The sequence below is a fragment of the Salinispora sp. CH2A1_6 genome, from assembly GCF_056820975.1.
Genome location: NZ_JBXEDG010000001.1, coordinates 29,380 through 52,693, shown reverse-complemented (window position 1 = coordinate 52,693; position 23,314 = coordinate 29,380). Strand labels below are relative to the sequence as shown.

General features: G+C 69.4%; 19 protein-coding genes, 2 tRNA genes and 1 pseudogene. 3 read left to right on the top strand and 19 right to left on the bottom strand.

Annotation, left to right across the window (positions count from 1 at the left end):
* Positions 1-70: 70 nt before the first annotated feature.
* Both AC1UKG_RS00245 and AC1UKG_RS00240 read right to left on the bottom strand, forming a co-directional pair.
* Positions 71-265 (bottom strand): hypothetical protein, encoded by a 195-nt coding sequence (locus AC1UKG_RS00245; RefSeq protein ID WP_018730945.1) that lies wholly within the window; start codon positions 263-265, stop codon positions 71-73.
* 125 nt (positions 266-390) lie between these two features.
* Entirely contained in the window at positions 391-750 is a 360-nt protein-coding gene (locus AC1UKG_RS00240) for a hypothetical protein (RefSeq protein ID WP_018743550.1), read from the bottom strand.
* A gap of 117 nt (positions 751-867) precedes the next feature.
* Here AC1UKG_RS00240 and AC1UKG_RS00235 point away from each other — a divergent pair, with 117 nt between their 5' ends.
* Positions 868-5,328, top strand: coding sequence for a cation-translocating P-type ATPase (locus tag AC1UKG_RS00235; RefSeq protein WP_482642813.1), 4,461 nt, complete (start codon positions 868-870; stop codon positions 5,326-5,328).
* A 30-nt stretch (positions 5,329-5,358) separates the two neighbouring features.
* Here the strand turns inward: AC1UKG_RS00235 and AC1UKG_RS00230 are convergent, their stop codons facing one another.
* On the bottom strand, positions 5,359-6,312 hold the full coding sequence (locus AC1UKG_RS00230; RefSeq protein WP_018743548.1) for an L-threonylcarbamoyladenylate synthase: 954 nt from the start codon (positions 6,310-6,312) through the stop codon (positions 5,359-5,361).
* A gap of 137 nt (positions 6,313-6,449) precedes the next feature.
* On the opposite strand from AC1UKG_RS00230, the gene valS reads away from it, so the two are divergent.
* The gene (gene valS / locus AC1UKG_RS00225; protein ID WP_482642888.1) at positions 6,450-9,032 is read left to right on the top strand and encodes a valine--tRNA ligase; all 2,583 of its coding nucleotides are present in this window, start codon (positions 6,450-6,452) and stop codon (positions 9,030-9,032) included.
* A 127-nt stretch (positions 9,033-9,159) separates the two neighbouring features.
* Here the strand turns inward: valS and AC1UKG_RS00220 are convergent, their stop codons facing one another.
* From AC1UKG_RS00220 to gyrB, 14 genes and pseudogenes are all read right to left on the bottom strand, one after another.
* Positions 9,160-9,453, bottom strand: a complete 294-nt coding sequence (locus AC1UKG_RS00220) for a type II toxin-antitoxin system RelE family toxin (RefSeq protein ID WP_482642814.1) — start codon at positions 9,451-9,453, stop codon at positions 9,160-9,162.
* Positions 9,411-9,729: pseudogene (locus AC1UKG_RS00215) on the bottom strand (type II toxin-antitoxin system Phd/YefM family antitoxin). The gene AC1UKG_RS00220 and the pseudogene AC1UKG_RS00215 overlap by 43 nt, the downstream one beginning before the upstream one ends.
* 94 nt (positions 9,730-9,823) lie before the next feature.
* On the bottom strand, positions 9,824-10,708 hold the full coding sequence (locus AC1UKG_RS00210; protein WP_482642815.1) for a YybH family protein: 885 nt from the start codon (positions 10,706-10,708) through the stop codon (positions 9,824-9,826).
* A gap of 64 nt (positions 10,709-10,772) precedes the next feature.
* Entirely contained in the window at positions 10,773-11,759 is a 987-nt protein-coding gene (locus AC1UKG_RS00205) for a sigma-70 family RNA polymerase sigma factor (RefSeq protein ID WP_482642889.1), read from the bottom strand.
* Between the two features lie 120 nt (positions 11,760-11,879).
* Entirely contained in the window at positions 11,880-12,332 is a 453-nt protein-coding gene (locus tag AC1UKG_RS00200) for a hypothetical protein (RefSeq protein WP_026271303.1), read from the bottom strand.
* 59 nt (positions 12,333-12,391) lie between these two features.
* Positions 12,392-12,919: a VOC family protein gene (locus AC1UKG_RS00195; protein WP_018813931.1), complete on the bottom strand. Its 528-nt coding sequence runs from the start codon at positions 12,917-12,919 to the stop codon at positions 12,392-12,394.
* Between the two features lie 86 nt (positions 12,920-13,005).
* Positions 13,006-13,671, bottom strand: a complete 666-nt coding sequence (locus AC1UKG_RS00190; RefSeq protein ID WP_482642816.1) for a helix-turn-helix domain-containing protein — start codon at positions 13,669-13,671, stop codon at positions 13,006-13,008.
* Between the two features lie 61 nt (positions 13,672-13,732).
* Positions 13,733-13,805, bottom strand: a tRNA-Ala gene (locus AC1UKG_RS00185).
* A gap of 38 nt (positions 13,806-13,843) precedes the next feature.
* Positions 13,844-13,972 (bottom strand): DLW-39 family protein, encoded by a 129-nt coding sequence (locus AC1UKG_RS00180; RefSeq protein WP_018221871.1) that lies wholly within the window; start codon positions 13,970-13,972, stop codon positions 13,844-13,846.
* A gap of 144 nt (positions 13,973-14,116) precedes the next feature.
* The gene (locus AC1UKG_RS00175) at positions 14,117-14,485 is read right to left on the bottom strand and encodes a VOC family protein (protein WP_018730957.1); all 369 of its coding nucleotides are present in this window, start codon (positions 14,483-14,485) and stop codon (positions 14,117-14,119) included.
* Positions 14,486-14,767: 282 nt separating this feature from the next.
* Positions 14,768-14,841, bottom strand: a tRNA-Ile gene (locus AC1UKG_RS00170).
* 124 nt (positions 14,842-14,965) lie between these two features.
* Positions 14,966-15,910 (bottom strand): DUF3566 domain-containing protein, encoded by a 945-nt coding sequence (locus tag AC1UKG_RS00165; protein WP_018813933.1) that lies wholly within the window; start codon positions 15,908-15,910, stop codon positions 14,966-14,968.
* Positions 15,911-15,914: 4 nt separating this feature from the next.
* Entirely contained in the window at positions 15,915-18,434 is a 2,520-nt protein-coding gene (gene gyrA, locus AC1UKG_RS00160) for a DNA gyrase subunit A (protein ID WP_018743536.1), read from the bottom strand.
* A 134-nt stretch (positions 18,435-18,568) separates the two neighbouring features.
* Complete coding sequence (gene gyrB, locus AC1UKG_RS00155; RefSeq protein WP_026271304.1) at positions 18,569-20,515, bottom strand: DNA topoisomerase (ATP-hydrolyzing) subunit B; 1,947 nt, start codon at positions 20,513-20,515, stop codon at positions 18,569-18,571.
* A 493-nt stretch (positions 20,516-21,008) separates the two neighbouring features.
* Here gyrB and AC1UKG_RS00150 point away from each other — a divergent pair, with 493 nt between their 5' ends.
* On the top strand, positions 21,009-21,590 hold the full coding sequence (locus AC1UKG_RS00150) for a hypothetical protein (RefSeq protein ID WP_482642817.1): 582 nt from the start codon (positions 21,009-21,011) through the stop codon (positions 21,588-21,590).
* Here the strand turns inward: AC1UKG_RS00150 and AC1UKG_RS00145 are convergent.
* Positions 21,581-22,186 carry a DciA family protein gene (locus tag AC1UKG_RS00145; protein WP_482642818.1) on the bottom strand — a complete coding sequence of 202 codons (606 nt, stop codon included), beginning with the start codon at positions 22,184-22,186 and terminating at the stop codon, positions 21,581-21,583. The genes AC1UKG_RS00150 and AC1UKG_RS00145 overlap by 10 nt on opposite strands.
* Positions 22,176-23,309: a DNA replication/repair protein RecF gene (gene recF / locus AC1UKG_RS00140; RefSeq protein WP_018743532.1), complete on the bottom strand. Its 1,134-nt coding sequence runs from the start codon at positions 23,307-23,309 to the stop codon at positions 22,176-22,178. Before recF ends, AC1UKG_RS00145 begins: the two co-directional genes overlap by 11 nt.
* Positions 23,310-23,314 lie beyond the last annotated feature (5 nt).

Genomic DNA, 23,314 nt, shown 5'->3' with positions numbered 1-23,314 from the left:
CCTGATGTTTCACGTGCAACAACATTGACAACCACAGCTACCTGGTGATGCGGACGCCGCTACCACCAGGTCAGCTCCCGGCGAGGTAGCCCTTCCCCTCCAGCAGGGCCCGATCCCGGTGGGCGGCCAGCTCCTCGGCCCGCTGGGCCTCGATCCGACGCACCTCCGCCTCCTCCAGGGAGTGCCGGATCGCGAGGCGGATCACTCCGTATAGGAAGACGAACCCTCCGACGTACAGAATCACGGTGGTGACCAGGGTAAACATGAGACCACCGTAGGTTCGTCCAAGCCGGGCGGGCCGGTGGCCGCAGCCGGGTTCCCCCGTACGTGTCCAGCGCTCACCGCCCGCCCCGGCCGGAGCCAGCCGAGGGTCACCCCGGACCGCGGTGATCAGGCGGTCTCCAATGCCTCCCCGAGCCCCTTGGCCAACCCAGACAGATGCTGATCGGCGAGCACGTGACCAGCGGTCACCACCAACGCCACCGGCCATTCGATGACCTGCAAGAGGGTGAGCAGACCCACGCCCGCGTAATACGCCAGTTTGTCTGGCGGCGGGATGGCCACCTCCCCCAGTACCGGTACCTCCACTCGGCGGGTGAAAGTCCGGATCATGTCCCGACTCCCACTGAGATCCCGGGTCAACATACTCATCTCGACCTCCCAGAAACGGCGGTGACCGCCGTGGTTTTCCACCGTCGTCGCCCGCCATGCCGGCGTGGCCGGTAGAACTTCGCCACTGTTCAGGGGCATAACGGACGGCCGGGCGGGAAGTCAGACCGCCGGGACACACGGCGTGGGAGGCGGGATGGCGTACGGGAAGAGCGACACCGGGGGATCGGGCCGACACGAGTCACGCCGCACGCCTCGATGATCCCGCTGGGCCGCGTCGCTGGCAGCGTGCGCGTGCCAGCCGTGCCACCGCTGATGGGGCAGGCGGCCCGCAATCTCGGATCCGCCGCTGCCCGGGCCGCGCGACTCACCGGGCTGACCAGCCGCCGCGTCTGGTCCCGTTACGGCCGACACCACATCGAGGTGCACGGTGTCTGCCAGGACGGCGGGGAACAGCTCGCCCGGCAGGTCGAAGCGGCGCTGGAACGCGTGCCCGGCGTGAGCTGGGCACGGGTAAACGCCCCCTCGGGGCGGGTGGTGGTCGCCGTCGATTCCCCCGAGCCGAGGCTGCGCGATCTGATCGCCACCGTGGCCCGCGCCGAACGCATCAGCCCGCACGAACCGGACCCGGAGATCCCACCGCCACACCCGCCGGAGGAGGGCCCCCGCACCCCCCGCACGCTCGGCGCCCTCGCCTCCGACGCGCTCGGTCTGACGATCTCCGCCGCCACCCGGATCCTGCCCTTCACCCCGGTGCCGGGTGAGGTCTCCGGCCTCCTCAACGCGGTTGACCTGCACCCGAGGCTGCACGCCCTCGCCGACCGGGGAGTGCGCGCCGACCCCCGCGCCGACCTCCTCTTCCCCCTGGCCGAGGCGGTGACGCAGGGCCTCGCGGGCGGCTGGACCGGCATCGTCCTGGACAGCCTCCAGCGGGTGGTGCAGTGGGGCGAGGCGCGGGCCCAGCTCGCCGCGTGGACAACGGCCGAACCCCGGCTCACCGGCGCCCCCGGCCGGGCCGCTGCCCCCGTCCTGTCAGCCGAACGGCCCTGCCCGAAGCCGGATGGACCGGCCGAGACGTACGTGACCCGGATGCTCCACGCCGGCGCGGCAGCCGCCGCAGCAGCAGCCCCGGTGGCCGGTCCGAAACGCGCCGCCGCACTCGGCCTCGCCGCGCTTCCGAAGGCCAGCGGCGCCGGCCGGGAGGGGTACGCCGCCCAGCTTGGTAGCCTGCTCGCGCGGCGCGGCGTCATCGCCATGGACCGCCGCGTGCTCCGCGAACTCGACCGGATCGACACGTTGGTGCTGGACGCCACAATCCTCGGCTCCGATCGCGGCGTCCTCACCGACCTGGCGCCACTGGGCGACGCGGAGTTGGGCGAGGTGGGCGCCCGGGCGTTTGCCCTCTTCGACTCCCATCAGCCAGCTACGGTCCAGCACGGCGAGGGCTGGGCTCTCGGCCCACTGGACCGCCTCGACGCGACTGACCCGGGCGACACCCTGCACAGCGACCGACTTCGGGCATCCGGCAGCCAACTCCTCGGCCTGGCCCACGGCGGTCGGCTCGTCGCGCTGCTGCGGGTCGAGGCCGAGCCGGCCCCCGGCGTGGACCTCCTGCCGGCCGCCGCGCGACGCGCGGGGTTACGGCTGGTCGTGGCGGACGACGACCCGGGCCGGTACGCCTTCGCCGACATCGTCCTCGCCGGCGGTGCCCGGCTCACCGAAACGGTTCGCCAGCTGCAACGCGACGGCGCGGTCGTGATGCTGCTCTCCGGTGACCGAGGGGCGCTCACGGCAGCCGACTGCGGCCTCGGCCTGACCATCGACGAGGAGCTGCCGCCCTGGGGTGCGCACCTACTGGTCGGAACCGACCTCGGGGCCGCCGCGCTGGTGGTCGAGGCAGCCGGGGTGGCCCGCCGGATGACGAGGCAGAACATCCGGCTGGGGCTCGGTGGCGCCGGTCTCGGGGCGCTGTCCGCACTCACCGCCGCACGGGAACAGCTCCCGGACCGAACCCAGGCCGCGGTCAACGGGACGGCGGCACTGGCGTTCAGCCACGGCGTGTGGCGGGCCCACCACCTGCCCGACCCGACCGAGGCCCCCACCGGGCGGTCGACGGTCCCGTGGCATCTGATGCCAGTAGGAACCGTCCTCGACGAGTTGGGCAGCAGCTTCGACGGGTTGGATCCGACGGAGGCCGACCGCCGACGCTCCGCCCCGGTCGCCGACGGCGGTCCGACTCCGACTCTGCTCCGCGCCTTCCTGGACGAGCTGGCCAACCCGTTGACCCCGGTCCTCGCGGCCGGGGCGGTGCTGTCCGCGTCATTCGGCTCCCTGGTTGACGCCGCCCTGGTCAGTGGTGTGGTTGGCGGCTCCGCCCTGGTCGGGGCGGTACACCAGCGCAACACCGAACGGTCGCTGGCCGAGTTACTGTCCCGCACCGCGATCACCGCCCGGGTCCGACGGGGCGGCGCCGAGCAGCAGCTGCCCGCCGACGGCCTGGTCCCCGGCGACGTGATCATCCTGGAACCAGGTGACGCCATACCGGCCGACTGCCGGATCCTCGAGGCCACGGGATTGGAGGCAGACGAGTCCTCGCTCACCGGCGAGTCCTTGCCGGTCGGCAAGACCGACCGACCGGTGGCCGCCTCGGACATCGCCGATCGCCATTCGATGCTGTACGAAGGCACCACCGTCGCCGCCGGTCACGGCTTGGCCGTGGTCGTCGCCACCGGTACCGACACGGAGGCCGGGCGCAGCCTCAGCCTCGCGCGGCAGGCCCGACCCAGCGGCGGCGTCGAAGCGCGACTCGGCGGACTCACCGGCTCGGCGATACCGCTCGCGCTCGGATCCGCCGTCGCGGTCGCCGGTGCCGGCGTCGCACGTGGCATACCGCTGGCGGAGACCGCCTCAACCGCCGCAAACCTGGCCGTCGCATCGGTGCCCGAGGGGTTACCGTTCCTGGTCAGCGCCGCGCAGCTGGCGGCGGCCCGACGTCTGGCCGAACGTGGCGCCCTGGTGCGTAACCCCCGCACGATCGAGGCATTGGGGCGCGTTGACGTGCTCTGCTTCGACAAGACCGGCACCCTGACCGAGGGGCGGCTGGTGCTCTCCGGGGTCGGCGACGGTGCGCGGTTCGCCACCGTTGACCAGCTCGACGACCACCTCCGCATGATCCTCGCCGTCGCGCTGCGCGCCACTCCAAACGCCGAGGACCCGGAACAGCTTCCCGAGCAGGCCGACCGGGCGATCCGCCGGGCGGCCCAGGAGACCAACACGGTGGAGCAGACCGGTGCTGAGGACTGGTGTCCCGCCGGCGGGCTTCCCTTCGAACCGTCCCGCGGCTACCACGCCACCGTCGGCGCCTGCGACGCCGGCCTGGTCCTCAGCGTCAAGGGCGCCCCGGAGACCGTCCTGCCCCGCTGCCGTAACCGGCGGACCGAGGCCGGGGTGGCGCCGTTGGACGACGCGACCCGGGAGGCGGTCCAGCAGGAGCTGCTCCGGCACGCCGGGGCCGGCCAGCGGGTGCTGGCCCTGGCCGAACGGGTCGTGTCCGACGAGTCCATCGCTGACGACGACGTCCAGGGCCTGACCTTCGTCGGCATCCTCGCGCTGGCCGACGGGATCCGGGCCAGCGCCGCACCGGCGGTGGAGAGCATCCGCAAGGCGGGGGTGCACACCATCATGATCACCGGTGACCATCCGGCCACCGCCGAAGCGATCGCCGCTGTGATCAGCCCCGGTGACGGCCAGCGGGTGGCGACCGCCAACGACCTTGTGGACCTCGACGACGAAGCATTGGCGGCACGCCTGGTCACCACCGATGTCGTAGCGCGGTGCACGCCGGCCCACAAGGTACGGATGATCCAGGCGCTCCGGACCTGCGGTCGCACCGTGGCGATGACCGGCGACGGCGCCAACGACGCACCCGCCATCCGCCTCGCCGACGTGGGCATCGCCCTCGGACAACGTGGCACCCCCGCGGCCCGCGCGGCAGCCGACCTGGTGGTCCTGGACGACCGACTGGAGACCATCATCGCCACCCTCGCCGAAGGACGGGCCATGTGGTCATCGGTCCGCCACGCGCTGAGCATCCTGTTCGGCGGCAACCTTGGCGAGATCGCGTTCAGCATCGTCACCGCCGCCGCGGACGGCCGCTCCGCGCTCAACGGCCGGCAACTGCTGCTCGTCAACCTGCTCACCGATCTGGCCCCCGCCCTGGCCGTAGCGGTCCGGCCGCCCCCGCCGGAGCAGAGCGAGAACCTGCTCCGGGAAGGGCCAGACACCTCCCTCGGCGCCACCCTCAACCGGGAACTCGGCGTCCGCGCCACCTCCACCGCGCTCGGTGCCACCGCCGGCTGGGTGCTGTCCCGGTGGGCGGCGGCGTCACCCCGTCGGGCCGGCACGGTAGCCCTGGTGTCGCTGATCGGCACCCAACTCGGCCAGACCCTGCTGGCCGGCGGCACCACCCGGGGCGTCCTGCTCACCACCGCCGGCTCGGTGGGGGTGCTCGTACTGGTCGTGCAGACTCCCGGCCTCAGCCACTTCTTCGGCTGCACCCCGCTCGGCCCGATCAGCTGGACGATCGCCACCGGCTCCGCGGCCGGCGCCGCCCTCGCCAACGGCACGGTCGCCCGCCTGGTGGAGCAGCTACCGGCCCCGCCCCGCCCCGGGGTGGACCTGCACGACCTGCTCGCCCGCCTCCGTGGGCACGGCAGCTAGCGCCGGGACGAAGGTCGTCTCCGCACGCGGCTACGTCCAGGTTGCGGCGGCGCGGCGCAACCGGTCATTGATGGCCCGGCCCACCCCCACCTCGGGCACTGGTTCCACCAGGATCTCGTCAACGCCGGCCCCATCCAGTCGATGTAGCGCGTCGAACAGGCGGGCCGCCGCCTCGGTCAGGTCGCCCTTGCTGGACAGCACCTCCGCCGCCGCCCAGTCCCCCGCCGGAGCGCCGCGGAAGGCCAGGAACCCTCGCCGGGCAACGCCGCCGTCCGCCGGCTCGACATCGGTGACAAACCGCAGCCGCGTACGCGGGGCGTAGTGCGCCGCCAGCGTCCCCGGTGCCACCGGCTGCCCCGAACTGCCCGGCCGGACCAGCACCGGACCGACCGCTTCCTGAAGCGACTCCACCGGCAGCGCGCCCAACCGCAGCACCACCGGACGGTCGCCCCGCGCGTCCACGATCGTCGACTCGATCCCACACCGGGTCGGCCCACCGTCGAGCACCACGTCAACCGCCGCCCCCAGCCCCGCCACCACGTGCGCGGCCCGCGTCGGGCTGAGCTGACCGAACCGGTTCGCGCTCGGCGCCGCCACCGGCACCCCGGCCGCCGCGATCAACTCGCGCGTCGCCGCGTGGTCCGGCACCCGCACCGCCATCGTCTCCAGCCCGGAGGTGACGATCGGCGGGATGACCGCCGGCCGGTCCACGATCAGCGTCAGCGGGCCGGGCCAGAATCGCTCGGCCAGCACCGCCACCGCCGCCGGCACCGTACCCACCAGCTTTTCCAGCTCCGCCGCCTCGGCCAGGTGACTGATCAGCGGATCGAAGCTCGGCCGCGCCTTGGCCGCGAAGATCCGAGCCACCGCCGGGGCGTCCAGCGCGTTCGCGCCCAGGCCGTACACCGTCTCGGTGGGCAGAGCCACCAGACCACCGGCCCGTAGGACGGCAGCGGCCTCGATGACACCGCTGTCAGCGGGCAATACTCGCGGCGTGCTCACGCCCCGACGCTAACCTGCCGGGCCCGCTCCCCCGTCGCCGACCCGATCAGCGGGCGGAAATCATTGGACCAGCGGCATATAGTCCGACCGTGACCGAGAACACCACGAAGCGTTTAGCCGTGCCGGCCAAGGCGTCCCTGGAGGGCATCGAGAAGGTCTGGTCACGGGTATGGGAGCAGAACGGCACCTATCGCTTCGACCGCTCGGTAACCCGGGACGACGTCTACTCGATCGACACCCCGCCACCGACGGTCAGCGGGGCGCTGCACGTCGGTCACGTCTTCTCCTACACCCACGCCGACGCCATCGCGAGGTTCCAGCGGATGCAGGGCCGGACGGTGTTCTACCCGATGGGGTGGGACGACAACGGTCTGCCCACCGAGCGGCGGGTGCAAAACTACTACGGGGTGCGGTGCGACCCCTCCCTGCCGTACGACCCGGGCTATACGCCACCGGCCGAGCCCCCGAGCCGGCCGCAACCGATCTCCCGGCGTAACTTCGTCGAGCTGTGCCGGAACCTCACCGAGCTTGACGAGCAGGCGTTCGAGGCCCTCTGGCGGCACCTGGGCCTCTCCGTCGACTGGTCCCTGACATATGCGACGATCGATGACCGGAGTCGGGCGATCTCCCAGCGGGCCTTCCTCCGCAACCTGGACCGGGGTGAGGCGTACCTGGCGGACGCCCCGACCCTCTGGGACGTCACCTTCCGCACGGCCGTCGCGCAGGCCGAGTTGGAGGACCGCGAACGCCAGGGCAACTACTACCGGCTCGCCTTCCACTCGGCGACCGGAGACAAGATCTACGTCGAGACCACCCGGCCCGAGCTGCTGCCGGCCTGCGTCGCGCTCGTCGCCCATCCGGATGACGAGCGATACCAACATCTGTTCGGTAGCACCGCCGTCACGCCGATCTTCGGTGTCGCGGTGCCGATCAGGGCACACGCGCTGGCCCAGCCGGACAAGGGTTCCGGCATCGCGATGATCTGCACCTTCGGCGACCTGACGGACGTGCTGTGGTGGCGGGAGCTGGACCTGCCGACCCGGCCGGTGATGGGTCGCGACGGCCGCCTGCTTCCCGAGCCACCACCCGGGGTCGTCAACGCCGACGCGGTGGCGGCGTACCGGATGCTCGCCGGCCTGACATCGTTCTCCGCGAAAGCGAAGATCGTGGAGCTGCTGCGCGCCGCCGGGAATCTCGAGACCGAGCCCCGCCCCACCACCCAGGCGGTCAAGTTCTACGAGAAGGGTGACAAGCCACTGGAGATCGTCACCACCCGACAGTGGTACGTCCGCAACGGGGGTCGGGACACCGAACTGCGAGCCGCGCTGGTCCGCCGGGGGAGCGAGCTGAACTGGTCCCCCGAGTTCATGCGCAGCCGGTACGAGAACTGGGTTGAGGGTCTCTCCGGGGACTGGATCATCAGTCGACAGCGCTTCTTCGGGGTGCCCATCCCCGTCTGGTACCCGCTCGACGACTCGGGCGAGCCCGACTACGAGCACCCCATCCTGCCGGACGGCGAGGCGCTACCGGTTGATCCCAGCAGCGACGCCCCGACCGGCTATCAGGAGAGCCAGCGCAACCAACCGGGCGGCTTCACGGCGGACCCGGATGTGATGGACACCTGGGCCACCTCCTCGCTCACCCCGGAGATCGCCGGCGGGTGGACGGTTGACGACGACCTCTTCGCCCGGGTTTTCCCGATGGACCTCCGCCCGCAGGCGCACGAGATCATCCGGACCTGGTTGTTCGCCACCGTGCTCCGGTCGCACCAGGAGTTCCACCGCCTGCCCTGGAAGACCGCGCTGCTGTCGGGCTGGATCCTGGACCCGGACCGCAAGAAGATGTCGAAGTCCAAGGGGAACACGGTCACGCCGATGGCCCTCCTGGAGGAGTACGGCTCCGACGCCGTCCGGTACTGGGCGGTCAGCGGCCGGCCGGGCACCGACACGGCCTTCGACACCGGGCAGATGAAGATCGGCCGCCGACTCGCCATCAAGATCCTTAATGCCACCAAGTTCGTGCTGCGGTTCGAGTCCCCGACGCTGTTGGCACCCCACCTGGCGCAGGTGACCGAACCGCTCGACCGTGCGATGCTGGCCCGCCTGGCCTCCGTCGTCGACTCCGCCACGGCCGGGTTCACCCAGTACGACTACACCCGGTCGCTCGAGTGCACGGAGCAGTTCTTCTGGTCGTTCTGCGACGACTACCTGGAGCTGGTCAAGGAGCGCGCGTACGGGGAACCGGACGATCCGGCCGTCCGTTCGGCCCACGCCGCGCTCGCGCTGGCGCTGCACACGCTGCTGCGGCTCTTCGCGCCGATGCTGCCCTTCGTCACCGAGGAAGCCTGGTCGTGGTGGCAGGAGGGTTCGGTGCACCGGGCGGCGTGGCCGACTCGGCAGGAGCTCGTCAGCCCCGACGACTCCACCGACGCCCGTGGGGCCGCGGAATCTCATGACCCCATCGGAGCCGGGGCGGAATTGCTCGGGCTCGCCGCCGATGTGCTCGCCGCCATCCGCCGGGCGAAGTCCGAGGCAAAGCAGTCGATGCGGGCGCCGGTAGCCCAGCTCACCCTCCGCGGGCGCGCAACCGACCTCGCTGCCTTCGCTCAGGTCAGCCGGGATGTTCGGGCAGCGGGGGTGGTACGGAAGGTCGACACCGCCGAGGCGGACACTCCGTTGACGCCGGAGATCACACTCGGCTGACGGGGCCCGGGCTGAGACCTGTGCCCGGCGGCGATGCTGCGCAGCAGAGCATGCATATCAGGGCAGCTGTTGACCTGCTGAGACAGGAGGTGGGGCGAGCTCAGGTACCGCGAGATCGATACGTGCCCTACGAGCGGTAGGCGTCACGCCGGTGGCGGATCGAATGAATCTCCACGACCCGCTTGGCCTCGTTGATCCGGTAGATGATTCGGTATGTGCCGCGGCGGGCGGAGTGGAATCCGTCGACAGGTTCGTCCAGTGGCTTGCCAACACGGTAGAGACTGATCGCGATCGCATGCTGGATGGTCTCCGTCGCCGCGATCGCCACCTCCAACGGCAGGTCCTCGTGCAGGTTGCGCCGCGCCTGTCGGGAGAGCATCACCGTGTAGGAGCTGGACGGTTCGTCGGTGCCGTCGTCCACCCGCTCCGACGTCGCTCCAGCTCGACGCGGGCCTCATCCATCGAGAAGGTGTCGCCGGCTTCGAAATCCTCCCGCGACTGACGCAGGTCGGCGAGGGCTTCATCGTCGGAGAGCAGATCCAGCGTTTCCCGCATCGACTCGTACTCGGCTACCGAGATCAGCATGACATCGGCGCGGCCGTTGCGGGGTGATGGTGAAGTGATCGTGCTCTCGGGCGACCCGGTCGGCAAGTTCGGCGATCCGAGCCTTAGCTTCGGTGATCGGTACGGTCTCCATAACAGCCACTACAGCGACCGGTCAGAATAACGACCGGTCGCTGTAGTGTTGGCCCGCCGAGCTCGGGCCCACCGTGCTGGACGCGCCGTTCACGCTACGGGCGTAGGTCGGTCATGGCGTAGCCGGTGGCGGGGTCGAAGGGGTAGGAGAGGTGCTGGTGGGTCATCGACCAGGCGCCGTCTCTGCGCTGAAAGATGCGGGTCCCGCGGGACCAGGTGTCCACTGACTGGCTGCCGGCGGAGACCTCGACGTGGTTGAGCCCCCAGGCGACGGCGAGATCACCGTTGACCAGGATTTTCAGGTCGGGAACCTGCCAGGTGACGCTGCTGTCGCCAGCCGCGTCGAGCCCGGCCTTGCAGACCTCGCGGACAGCGTCGACCCCGATGCACTGCAGCGCCTGGTCGTGTTCGTAGGAGACGACGTCGTCGGCGATGGGGGCCATCAGGCCGTCGAGGTCTCTGGCTGCTGTGCTGGCGAACCAGCGTTGGTGCAGCCGGCGCAGGTCCCGCTCGGCGGCAGCGTCGTCCTGCTCGACGGCAGCGTGGTCCTGGTCCGGAGTGGGGTTTTCGGCCGCGGTGGACCCGTCGGTGAGCGGAAATGAGTGATGCTCATGGGCGATGACCCACCGGCCGGCCTGCTTGCGCAGACCGAACGTCAGCCGCAGCCGGTTGTCGGGATTGTCGGTGAAGTCGCGCTCGGTGCCGCAGCGCAGCAGGGCGTACGCGAAGGCGACGTCCTCGCCCGCGGTGACCTCCAGCGACTCGATGTCGAACGAAGCCCCCTGGGCCTGCCATTGGAAGAATGGTGGCCAGGTCTCGCGGTAGGAATCGAGACCCCGCACCCCCTGCTGCGGCGGCGGCACGTCGAACATCACGATGTCCTTCGTGTGGTCGGCGAGGACCCCGGTGAGATCACCGTGGTGGACCGCTTCGGCCCAGCGCTCGATGAGCGTGCGGATTTGCTCCTCGTTGGTAGCCATGGTCGGCTTGGTCCTTCCGGTTTGATGCGTCCGTCAGAACTACAACCCGGGCCAGTCCGCAAAATCATCGCGCGCCGGCAAAATTCTCTTCCCACAGCTGGGCCGGCAGGCCGAAGGCCGGGAAGTCGGCGTCCAGGAACGAGACCACCTCGGCCACCCGCCGCCCGCGCAGCGTCAGCACATCCAGACCCGCCGGGACGTACGCGCCCCGCTCGTCACTCCACAGGTAGGTGCCGAACGCGAGCTGCCCGTTCGCCCACGCCGGCACGAACCGCCAGCGATGTCGCAGCACCGCCTCGACCAGGAACCCGCGAACGTCTGCCGGGCCGGCGTACCACCTGGTCAGCGGCGGCATCGAGTATCGTGCGTCCTCGGTCAGCATCGCCACGATGGCGTCAACATCGCCAGCCTCCCAGGCGGTCGCGTACCGCCGGGCCACCTTTCGTTGTTCCGCGTCGCCGAGCGTCTGCAGGGTCTGCTGTTGGCTGGCTTCGGGGCGAAGTTTCACGACGACCTTGCGGGCCCGCTGCAGAGCGCTGTTGACCGCGACAACCGTGGTGTCCAACACCTCAGCGACCTCACCGGCGGTGTAGCCGAGCACGTCGCGCAGCAACAGAACCGCTCGCTGTGACGCCGACAGATGCTGCAGGGCGGCGACGAACGCCAACTCCACGCTCTCCCGCGCCACGATGCGGGCTTCGGGACTCAGCCGCGCCGTCCAGTCCATGAGCCGATCGGGGTACGGCTCCAGCCACGCCGCCTCGGTCAGCGGCACACCCCCCGGACTGAGATCCGTGGGCAACTCGCGCCGACCCCGACGCTCAATAATCGTCAGCGACCGGTTCGTCGCAATCTTGTACAGCCACGGCCGAATTGACCCGTGATCGTCGAAGCGCTTCAGGCTGCGCCACGCCCGATCCAGGGTCTCCTGGACCGCGTCCTCCGCGTCGTGGACCGACCCCAGCATCCGGTAGCAGTGGACGCGTAGCCCATCCCGTAACGGCTCCACCAACCGTCCGAAGGCATCGCCGTCACCGGCCCGCGCCGCCACCAACTGCGTCGTAGCAGCCCCGCCTGCCCGACTCGAACTGCTCCCGCGATCTTCGGCATCGCTCACCAGCGCCAGGCTACATCGACAGAGAAAGATCCTGCGTCATCCCGTAGCCGGGCGCTACCTACGGTGAAGGTTGTCGAGGACCGCGATCTGCTCCGCACCGCTGGCGCAGGTCTCGGGGATGCTGGGCATGTCGTCACCGAGCGGTGGGGTGACGTAGCCGCCACCTGCCGTGAAAGTGGCACCGACCTGGACAGTGCCCACGCCGGGCACCTCGACCGCGGTGGTGCCGTCGCCGGTCTTCAGGTCGCTTCCCGCCGGCCAGACGACGACCAGTGTCTGATTCTCCGCGGTCTGCACGGCCAGGCACTGGCCCTTGCCCACCACAAGTTCACCGATGATCTGGGCGTCTCGGCCTCCATCGGCCTCCGGCGCCACGAACGTGATGACGCCGTTCGCCGCCACGGTCCGCCCTGGGCTGTCCTCCCCACAACCGGACAGGAAGGCCATCGGCAGGACGAGCCCGACGAGCGAGTAGGCAGACACTCGGGTGTGTAGACAGCTCAGCACGGCGCGCCCTCCCGGTCCGCGACCACCTCAGTACCATCATTGTCGGCCCGCTATATGAATTAACGCTCGCCGCTGGGCTCGATGTCCAGCCGCGGCATCGCCTCCACGAGGGTTCGGTGGATGTAGGCGAGGTCGGGGTCGGACCATTCGGTGGCGCCCGTGTCGCTGCCACCACCGCCGTCCCAGTCCAGCTCCGGGGCCTCGGCGTGCTGGTACACCCACCACAGGTTGCCCCACGGGTCACGCATCCGAGAAAAGACCGTGCCGAAAAAGTCGGTCGGCCGAGTGACGATCCGCGCGCCACGCTGCACGGCCCGCGCGAGCACGCTGTCCACGCTATCGACGTAGATCTGAGTCAGCTGCGGCAGGAACGGCCAGCCCGGCTTTCGCTCGCCGAACAACAACGTCGTACCGCCGATCTCGAGCTCCGCATGCAACAGCAGACCGTCGATGTCCACAGTACGGGCCCCGAGGTGCTCTGCGCCCCCGAACACCTCCCGCAGGAAGGTCATCAGCCCGTCGGCATCATGGACGACGAAGAACGGATTCAGTGTGGCGAACCCGGTCGGGGTGGCGATGGCGTTCATGTGTCGTCCTCCTGCGCAAGGTCGGCTGATCCGTGTCCCCACCCTCGCTGACTGGCCGCCCAGAGGTCTTGAACAAAAACGCCGAGTCAGGCAGTCGCCGCCGCGCGGATGCGAGCCGGCGTCTCACCCCGGATGTGCCGCAGCTCTCGGGTGAGATGCGCCTGATCGGCATACTCCAGGGCGAGAGCGACCTCGGCCGGCGGCACTCCCTCACTGAGCAGATGGTAGGCATGACGCGCACGGTCGAGCCGCTCGATTTCCTTGCGGCACAGGCCCGTGATCGATCGAAAACGCCGCTGCCAGCTCCGTCGCGACAGTCCACGGTCGTCGCCGTTGAGCGCCCGCCGGATGTCGGCATCCGCCACCAACACGCCGTCCGCCACCAGCCGCGCGACGAAGGACTCAAGTTCCTCCCACCCAGGAACGCGACAGCGGCGGCCCCCGAGCGCTACCTGCCCGTCGGCGACCGGCAGCTCAGCAATCGCACCGCGCAGCAACGCCTTGTCCACGCATGGGATCACCACGTCGGCGGCGAGCTCGACGCCCCAGTAGGACTCCCCGGCATGTGAGCGAATCGGCAGACCCGTGATCCGCGGACCCGCCAGCTCGGCCGCCAGCGATCCATCGGGGCGACGGATGAACGACAGGCCCCAGTGCTCGCTCGCCTCGTCGATGTAACCGGCGGCCTCCTCGACGTAGGCACGCCAGACTGTCCGGATCTCGGGAATGGGCGAGGCCCGCTGCTCCCACACGCACCGATGGTAGGTCAATCACTCTGGAAACTACGTCATGCCTGGTCACAGGCTTGATAAGTGGAGCCCAGGGGACTTGAACCCCTAACCCCTGCCTTGCAAAGGCAGTGCTCTGCCAGTTGAGCTAGGGCCCCGGAAGCGGTCCGTGCCGCCGAACGCTGACCGGTGAGGGTCAGCGCAGGTCGGGCGCGTTGGTGGCCTCGTGCCAGAGGGCACGCTCGTCGTTGGTCTCCTTGACCCGCTTGGCCACGACTGCCGCCACACCGACGATACCGACGAGGATCAGCAGCTTCTTGAACATTAGGGCAACCCCTCACGCTCGACAGTGCCGTCGGACCTACCCAAGGACCGTATCAGCCGGAGGCAAGCGGCGGTAAACGGGCCCACCGAGGCCCCGGACGGCTCAGCACCGTATCCCGCCCCCCAGCCGACGCTTCGGGCGCGATCACTCCGGCCGATGGCAGACCGCCTCGACGTTGTTGCCATCCGGATCGCGGACGAAAGCACCGAAGTAGGTCGGGTGATATTCCGGCCAGACTCGGGGCGCGTGCAGCACCTCCACCCCGAGCGCCACCGCGGCGTCATGGAACGCCTGCACTGCAGCCCGGTCCGGCGCGGTGAAGGCGATGTGCGCCTCGACGCCCCCGGCTGCACCGCCCACCGGGCTGAGCCAGAAGTCAGGAGTGCTGCTGCCATAGCCCACCGCCTCCGGAAACTCCATCAGGCGACGCCCCTCAAGTGGGGCCAGGACAGCATCATAGAAGGCGAGACTGGCATCGAAATCACGCACCTGAATGCCGAGGTGATTGAGCACCGGACCTCCTCGAAGGCGAACCGACCCAGTGGGAATCGGGCCGGGACAGGACGTCGAACGGGTGCCAGACTAGAAGTGGGCCACGACACTTTCGCCACATGCCGCGGTGCCGGCGTCTCGCCGCCGGCACCCAGGTTGTCCGGCCGGCGATTGCTGGGTTTCTGGCACCTCGGCGAGCAGAGCGCTTCCCGGAATCAGCGCGCAGCGGCCGGGTGCGGAGTGGATACCTCAGTCGGCCCTACGAAAAACTCGGCCCTCAGAATGTGAGGACCGAGCGGGAGGTGGGGCTAGCTGGAATCGAACCAGCGACCTCAGAGTTATCAGCTCTGCGCTCTAACCGACTGAGCTATAGCCCCGTGTTGCGACGAGCAAGGTTAACCCATCGGCCCGGCCGACCCAAAATCGGGGGGTGGCTCCGGGCGTGCTCCCAGCACCGGCGGTTCAGGGACCCGGGCGGCGGCCCGGGTCCCGCTGACGTGTTCAGTCGCGCTCGGCGAGCGTCAGCTCGATTCCGCCTACCAGGTCGGCACAGACGTTGTAGACGAACGCGCCCAGCGTTGCCAGTGCCGTGAACAACACAACGTTGACCAAGCCAATCAACGCGGAACTCAGGATCACGCCACGGGCGGTGATCTGGAAGCCGTCGGCGCTCTGGCCGCCGCCCGCGTTGACCAGATCATTCAAGCTGTCGTTGACGCTGGCAAACACGCCCATCGCGTCCAGCGCCAGGTACAGCACCGAGGTTGCGACCACGACGACGATGAAGATCACCACCGAAACCGCGAAGGCGAACTTCATCACCGACCAGGGGTCGATTCGCCGCAGATTCAGCCGGGCCCGGCGCGGCCCACGAGACGCGGCAGAGCTGACCGCGGTACGCGCGGCGCGTACCGCCTCCCCGACGCGTGCCGCCCCGATGGCCGCCACCCCGCTGATTCCCGGTGGGAGGCCACCGCCCTGGGGCCGGCCGGCGGAGTTCGGCTGCGGGCGGGCGGTCCCGGTGACCCGGGACTGACTTCCGGTGTCACCGAGTCGGGGGACGCCGTTCGCACCGACGGGGGCAGTCGCGCTCCCAAGGCCAGCCGCGCTCCCGGCGACCGGGCTGGCCGGTCCAGCGCCGCCAGGGGTCGGCGGCGGGGGGGCGGCCCCGGCGGCCTTCTCAGCGGCGGCACCATCGGTGCGCGGTGTCTCGATCTTCGTGGCCTCAGCTGGTTCCTCGCTGGGTTCCGACTCCTTGGCCGGCTTGTCCGGCGGCGGGGCCATCCCGGGAGCCCTGGTGAACTTCGGGGCCGGCGCGTCGGCGGGGACGGTGGCCCGGCCCACTGCCGCACGGCCGGCGGCTGAGGCACCGCTCGTGGCACCGTCCTCGTCGACCGGGTTAGCCGAGTTCCCCGCGTTCCCCGACTTCGCCTGTGTCTCCGTCATGCAACTAGTCCTGTTCGTCAGGCTCGTCGGCATTGCGAGCAATCGCCACGATGGTTACGCCATCCGGAAGGTCCATCAGCTTGACCCCCATTGTGTTCCGGTCGCGCGTACGGCGTACAGGCTTCACCGGAGTCCGAATGACACCACCGTTACTGGTGATAGCGAAGAGCTCGTCGTCCGGGTCGATCACCACAGCACCGACCAGACCACCGCGCCGCTCGGTGATCTTCGCAGTCAGCACGCCCTTACCTCCCCGGCCCTGGACCGGGTATTCCTCAATCGGAGTACGTTTCGCGTAACCACCATTGGTGGCGACCAAGACGTCCAAGCCGTGCCGGACGACCTCCATCGCGAGCAACTCGTCGTCCTCGCTGAACCGCATCCCGATCACACCCGAGGTAGCCCGCCCCATCGGTCGCAGCGCCTCGTCGGAGGCGTTGAAGCGGATCGCCAGGGCGTTCTTCGACACCAGCAGGAGATCCTGCTCCGGCGCCACCAGGGCGGCGCCGACCAGTTCGTCGTCCTCGCGCAGGTTGATCGCGATGATGCCGCCGGACCGGTTGGAGTCGAACTCCTCGAGCCTCGTCTTCTTTACCACTCCGTTCTTGGTGGCCAGAACCAGGTAGGGGGCGACCTGGTAATCGGAAATCTCGATGATCTGTGCGATCTGCTCGTCTGGTTGGAAGGCGAGCAGATTGGCCACGTGTTGGCCCTTGGCCACCCTACTGGCTTCCGGGAGCTCGTACGCCTTGGCCCGGTACACCCGGCCCTTGTTGGTGAAGAACAACATCCAGTCGTGCGTCGAGCACACGAAGAAGTGGCTGACGATGTCGTCCTGCCGCAACGTGGCGCCGCTGACCCCCTTGCCGCCCCGCCGCTGCGAACGGTACGCGTCCACCTTGGTGCGCTTGGCGTACCCGGTTCGGGTGATGGTGACCACGACGTCCTCACGGGCGATGAGGTCCTCCATCGAGACCTCGCCGTCGAACGGGATGATCTGGGTGCGTCGCTCATCGCCCCACTTCGCGACGATCTCGCCCAGCTCATCCGAGACGATCCGCCGCTGCCGCTCCGGCTTCGCCAGGATGTCCTTGAAGTCGGCGATCTCCAACTCCAGCTTCGCCAGGTCGTCGAGGATCCGCTGCCGCTCCAGCGCGGCCAGCCGGCGCAGCTGCATGTCCAGGATCGCGGTCGCCTGGATCTCGTCGATGTCCAGCAACCGGATCAGGCCCTGCCGCGCGTCATCCACCGTCGGCGAGCGCCGGATCAGCGCGATCACCTCGTCGAGGGCGTCCAGCGCCTTGGCCAGACCCCGCAGGATGTGCGCCCGCTCCTCGGCCTTACGCAGCCGGTACGCCGTCCGCCGACGGATCACCTCGATCTGGTGATCGACGTAGTAGCGGATGAACTGGGCCAGGTTCAGCGTGCGCGGCACGCCGTCCACCAGCGCCAGCATGTTCGCGCCGAAGGTCTCCTGCAGCTGGGTGTGCTTGTAGAGGTTGTTCAGCACCACCTTGGCGACCGCGTCGCGCTTGAGCACCAGCACGAGCCGCAGGCCGGTGCGTCCGGAGGACTCGTCCCGAATGTCGGCGATCCCGCCGAGCTTCCCCTCCTTGATCAGCTCGGCGATCCGCTCGGCCAGGTTGTCGGGGTTCACCTGGTACGGCAGCTCGCTGACCACCAGCGCCGGCCGGCCCCGCTTGTCCTCCTCGACCTCGACCACGGCGCGCATCCGGATCGAGCCACGACCGGTGCGGTAGGCGTCCTGGATCCCCGCCTGGCCGACGATCAGGCCGTGGGTCGGGAAGTCTGGCCCCCTGACGATCCCCAGGAGGGCTTCCAGGGTGCTCGCCTCGTCGGCCTCCGGGTGCTCCAGGCACCACTGCACCGCCGCACCGATCTCCCGCAGGTTGTGCGGTGGGATCTTGGTGGCCATCCCGACCGCGATGCCCTCGGAGCCGTTGACCAGCAGGTTGGGGATCCGGGACGGCAGGATCGTGGGCTCCTTGGCCCGGCCGTCGTAGTTGTCCTGCAGGTCGACGGTGTCCTCGTCGATGTCCCGCAGCATCTCCATCGCCAGCGGTTGGAGCTTGCACTCGGTATACCGCATCGCCGCGGCCGGGTCGTTACCCGGTGAACCGAAGTTGCCGTTGCCGTCCACCAGCGGGTAACGCAGCGCCCAGGGCTGGGCCATCCGGACCAGCGCGTCATAGATCGCCGAGTCGCCGTGTGGGTGGAACTGGCCCATCACGTCGCCGACCACCCGCGAGCACTTCACGTACCCCCGGTCGGGCCGGTACCCCGAGTCGAACATCGCGTAGAGGATCTTGCGGTGGACTGGCTTCAGCCCGTCCCGGACGTCCGGCAGCGCCCGCCCGACGATCACGCTCATGGCGTAGTCGAGGTAGGAGCGCTGCATCTCCACCTCGAGCCCGACTGGCTCGATCCGGTCGTGCGCCACGACGGCGCCGGCGGCCTCGGGGGCGTCGGGCTCGTTCGGTGTGGACTCGGGGGTATCGGTCACTTGTTAACCCTTATCAGACTCAGAGTCGCTTTTGTGCTGTGGATAACCGCTGTGGAAACCGACCTGGCTGTGGATAACTCTGTGGAGGAGCCGTGGTCGCCGCGGACGACGGACCGGTCGATTCCGAGTTGGCCTCAGATGTCCAGGAACCGCACGTCCTTGGCGTTACGCTGAATAAACGAGCGACGAGCCTCGACGTCTTCCCCCATCAGCACGCTGAACAGCTCGTCCGCGGTCGCCGCGTCGTCGAGCGTGACCTGGCGCAGGGTACGCGTAGCGGGATTCATCGTGGTCTCCCAAAGCTCGGGATAGTTCATCTCACCGAGCCCCTTGAACCGCTGAATGTCGTCCGGCTTTGCGTTGGGCTTCTTCTGCTGCCGCAGCGTGATCAGCCCGTCCCGCTCTCGGTCAGAGTACGCGTACTGCGCATCATCCCCCTTCCGATTCCACTTGATCTTGTATAGCGGTGGAGCGGCCAGATAGACGTGCCCCAGCTCGACCAGCGGTCGCATGAAGCGGAATAGCAGGGTCAACAGCAGCGTCTGGATGTGCTGACCATCGACGTCCGCGTCGGCCATCAACACAATCTTGTGGTATCGCAGCTTCTCAATGTCGAAGTCGTCGTGGATGCCGGTGCCGAGCGCGGTGATCAGCGCTTGGACCTCGTTGTTCTTCAGGACCCGGTCGATCCGCGCCTTCTCCACATTGAGGATCTTGCCGCGGATCGGCAGGATCGCCTGCGTCCGCGGGTCGCGCCCCTGCTTGGCGGAGCCGCCCGCCGAGTCGCCCTCAACGATGAAGACCTCGCACTCACGAGGATCCGTCGACTGGCAGTCGGCCAGCTTGCCCGGCATCGAGCCGGACTCCAGCAACGACTTACGGCGGGCCAGCTTGCGGGCCTGCTGGGCGGCCACCCGGGCGCGCGCGGCCTGGGAGGCCTTGGTGATGATGACCTTCGCCTCGGCCGGATTCCGGTCCAGCCAGTCAACCAGCCACTCGTTGCAGACCCGCTGCACGAAGCTCTTGACCGGGGTGTTGCCCAGCTTGGTCTTGGTCTGCCCCTCGAACTGCGGGTTGGTCAGCTTCACCGAGATGATCGCCGCCAGCCCCTCCCGGATGTCCTCCCCGGAGAGCTTCTCGTCGCTCTTGAGGAGCCGCTTCTCCGCACCGTACCGGTTGATGACGCTGGTCAGCGCCGACCGGAAGCCTTCCTCGTGGGTGCCGCCCTCATGCGTGTTGATGTTGTTGGCGAAGGTGTAGACCGACTCGCCATACGACTCGTTCCACTGCATGGCGATCTCGACCGACATGCCGTCTTCCTCGGTCCCGAACTCGACCACAGACTTGTGGATCGAGGTCTTCGAGGCGTTGAGGTGCCGGACGAAGTCGGCGATGCCGCCCTGATAGCAGAAGGTGACCTCCCGCATCTTGCCGTCATCACCCTCGTCGACTCGCTCGTCGAGGAAGTGGATGGTGAGCCCCCGGTTGAGGAAGGCCATCTCCTGGAGCCGGCGGTAGATGGTCTGGAAGTCGAAGCTAACGGTCTCGAAGACCCTCGGGTCGGGCCAGAAGGAGACCGCCGAGCCGGTGGCGTCGGTCGGCTCCCCCTTCTCCAGCGGCGTCGGCTTCGAGTCCGTGTACGACTGCCGCCAGAAGTAGCCGTCCTTCTGAATCTCGACAGCCATCCGGGTGGAGAGGGCGTTCACGACCGACACACCGACGCCGTGCAGGCCACCGGAGACGGCGTACGCCTTGCCGTCAAACTTGCCGCCGGCGTGCAGCACGGTCAGCGCCACCTCCACACCCGGCTTCTTGAGCTTCGGATGCGGGTCGACCGGGAAGCCACGGCCATTGTCGGTGACGCGAACCCCACCATCGGCGAGCAGCACCACATCGATGGTGTCGCAGTGCCCGGCCAGCGCCTCATCCACCGCGTTGTCCACGACCTCCCACACCAGGTGATGCAGACCGCGTTCGCCGGTGGACCCGATATACATACCGGGGCGCTTACGGACCGCCTCCAACCCTTCGAGGACGGTGATCGACTCTGCGCCGTACTCCTGCTTGTCCTGCGCTGCCACCCTCGGCCACTTTCTCGCGTCGGCCACACCACTGGCGCGACCGGTCACGGGGTTCGGCGGACAGAACGCGACGTCGGGCGCGCGGACCGGCACCGGAGAATGGTCCGGGCCGGGGGTCAAACGCGCCGGCCGCCGCGGTTGTCCGCGGATCGCGATCGGCTCGACCTGATGTGGAACGATGATCTCGGGCCCGTGCTGGCCCCGGGTTTCATCGCTCCGCACCGGGTCTTCGTCTCAGCCCAATCCTACTGGGCGTCGGCGACAGATCCACCACTCGGCACCCCTTGCGCGGCGGCTGAGACCTCCGTAGCCGGCCGACCGCTCATTCCACGACTCCCCCTACGCACACCGAGCCGACCGTAGGCTCGCACCGGCCGGCGCCACCCCCGACCAATGTGTGTCCATCTCGCGATGAACACCGGCTTGATCTTTGCCGGCTGGAACCGGACGATCGACCCGTTCGTACGGACATGGGCTTGAGAGGTGACACCAGATGGGGCTGGACAACGTCGTGGTGAACTGGCCGCGGACCGGCCGCTTCTACGACCCGGTCGCACCGGCAGAGTTCGTGGACTTCGGCGAAATCGTCGACATGCCGCAGATTTCCGCGCCAACCGCCGCGCTCGCCGAGCTGATCGCCAAGACCGGCACGGTCCGGGCAACCGCGTACACCGAGCTGGTCGATCTGATCCTCGGCCTGGAGAATGTGCTGTACGCCACAGAGAACTCGGAAGAGGACGAGGACCCGGTGATCGACCCGGATGGCTGCGGGTGGATCGCCGACGGAGTCGAGCGATTCGTAACACGGCACCGCGCAGTCGGTGAGGCAGTCACCTTCGAAACCGTCAGCGAGGTGCTCCGCGCGCTACTCGGCAACGGACGCCTGGCCGAGCAGCAGCTCCGTTGGCTGGACAGCCGGCTGGACCGGCTCCGCGACGACAGCGGAGCTCCGCCGCAGTGGACCTTCACCTGCGCGGAGCTGAGCGTCCTCGCGGCGTTCTACCGCCGCTGCGCCGAGCGGGGCTTCGCGGTCTACGCCGATTCGGTGGCACCCCGCCGGGCCGTTCAGCCGTAGGTATCCCGGGGACCGCGGCCCCGCACTCGACGAGGGCCACGCGACCAGGACGGCGCGGCCGGACCGTGGATGTGTAGCCGGCGTACGACGTTGTGGCCCACCTCGCGAGCGATCTGCTGCAGCAGCGAGGCGGCGAGCAGCCGGAGCTGGGTGGCCCAGGCGGTCGAGCGCGCCTCCACGGTCAGCTCACCCCCTTCCAGCTTCACCGGCCGGCTGTGCTGGGCCACGTCTGGGCCGACCACTCGTTCCCAGGCGCCGAAGACCGTGGCCTCGGCCGCCGGTCGCTGCCAGCCCCGTGCCTTGACCAGCCGGTCCAGCACCGCACCGAGCGGCTGCGGGTCCCGCGGGTCCGGCCCCGGGCCGGAGTAGCCCCGCGGCCGTCGCCCCCCACCGCTCGCCCCACCGCTGCGGCTGCGCCGCTGGGGCTGCACAGCCTGACGGCGAGCCTTCGCCGCATCCAGCACCGCCCGCGCGAGTTGCGGCCCGGACGCCTCGGTTGGTGCCTCCGCCCCAGCGTCCGGTGGCCGGACGGCCCCGTCCACGCCAGTCACCGCCGTCGCCCTGGGACCGGCGACGGGTTCCGCCTCATCCGACACGCTGTACCTCCCCCTCGCGGACCACGAAACGTGCTCCGTGTAGACGCGCGGGGAGATCTTCTGCCACCGCACAGGTCACCACAAGCTGGCTCGCCTCGCCGACCAGCTCGGCGAGGCGATCCCGCCGGCCGGTGTCCAGCTCGGCGAAGACATCGTCCAGCACCAGCACCGGCTCGATCCCGTCGGCGCGCAGGAGGTCGTATCCGGCCAGCCGAAGCGCCAACGCCAACGACCAGGACTCGCCATGGCTGGCGTACCCCTTCGCGGGCAGTGGCCCCAGCGTGAGGTCGAGGTCGTCCCGGTGCGGGCCGACCAGGGTAGTCCCCCGCTCGATCTCGGCTGCCCGGCCGGCGGCGAGCGCGTCGCTCAACGCCGCGGTCAGCTCCGCCCGGTCAGCGGTTGGGCTGGCCGATTCGACCGACGATCGATAGGTGATGCCGGCCGCGCCCCTACCGGCGGCCACCGCGTCGTACGCCCGGGTGACGTGGGGGGCGAGCGCGGCGACCAGGTCGAGCCGGCCGGCGAGCAACTCGGCACCGTGCCGCGCGAGATGGTCGTCCCAGACCGCGAGCGTGGAGAGGTCGCCGCCGCGGGTCCCGCCGGTCTTACGCGCCAGGTAGGCGGTGCGCAGCAGGGCGTTCCGCTGCCGAACCACCCGTTCGTAGTCGGCCCGCACTCCGGCGTACCGGGGTTGCCGGAGCACCAGCAGATCGTCGAGGTAGCGGCGCCGCTGCGCCGGGTCGCCCCGGACCAGCTCCAGGTCCTCCGGGGCGAAGAGCACCAGCCGCAGGGCACCGAGCACGTCCCGGGCCCGCCGAGCCGGGGAGCGGCCGAGCCGGGCCCGATTGGCCCGCCCCGGCACGATCTCCAACTCGACCAGCAGCTCCCGCCCCTCGTGCACCACGGCGCAGCGGATGACCCCCGCGGCGGCACCCATCCGGACCAGCGGGGCGTCCGTGGCGACCCGGTGGGAGTCCAGGGTCGCCACGTAGCCGAGCGCCTCGATCAGGTTGGTCTTGCCGACCCCGTTCGGACCGACCAGGACGTTCGCCCCCGGTTCGAGATCCACCCCGACCCGCTCGTACGAGCGGAAGTCAACGAGTTCCAGCCGGCGGACATACACGGGTG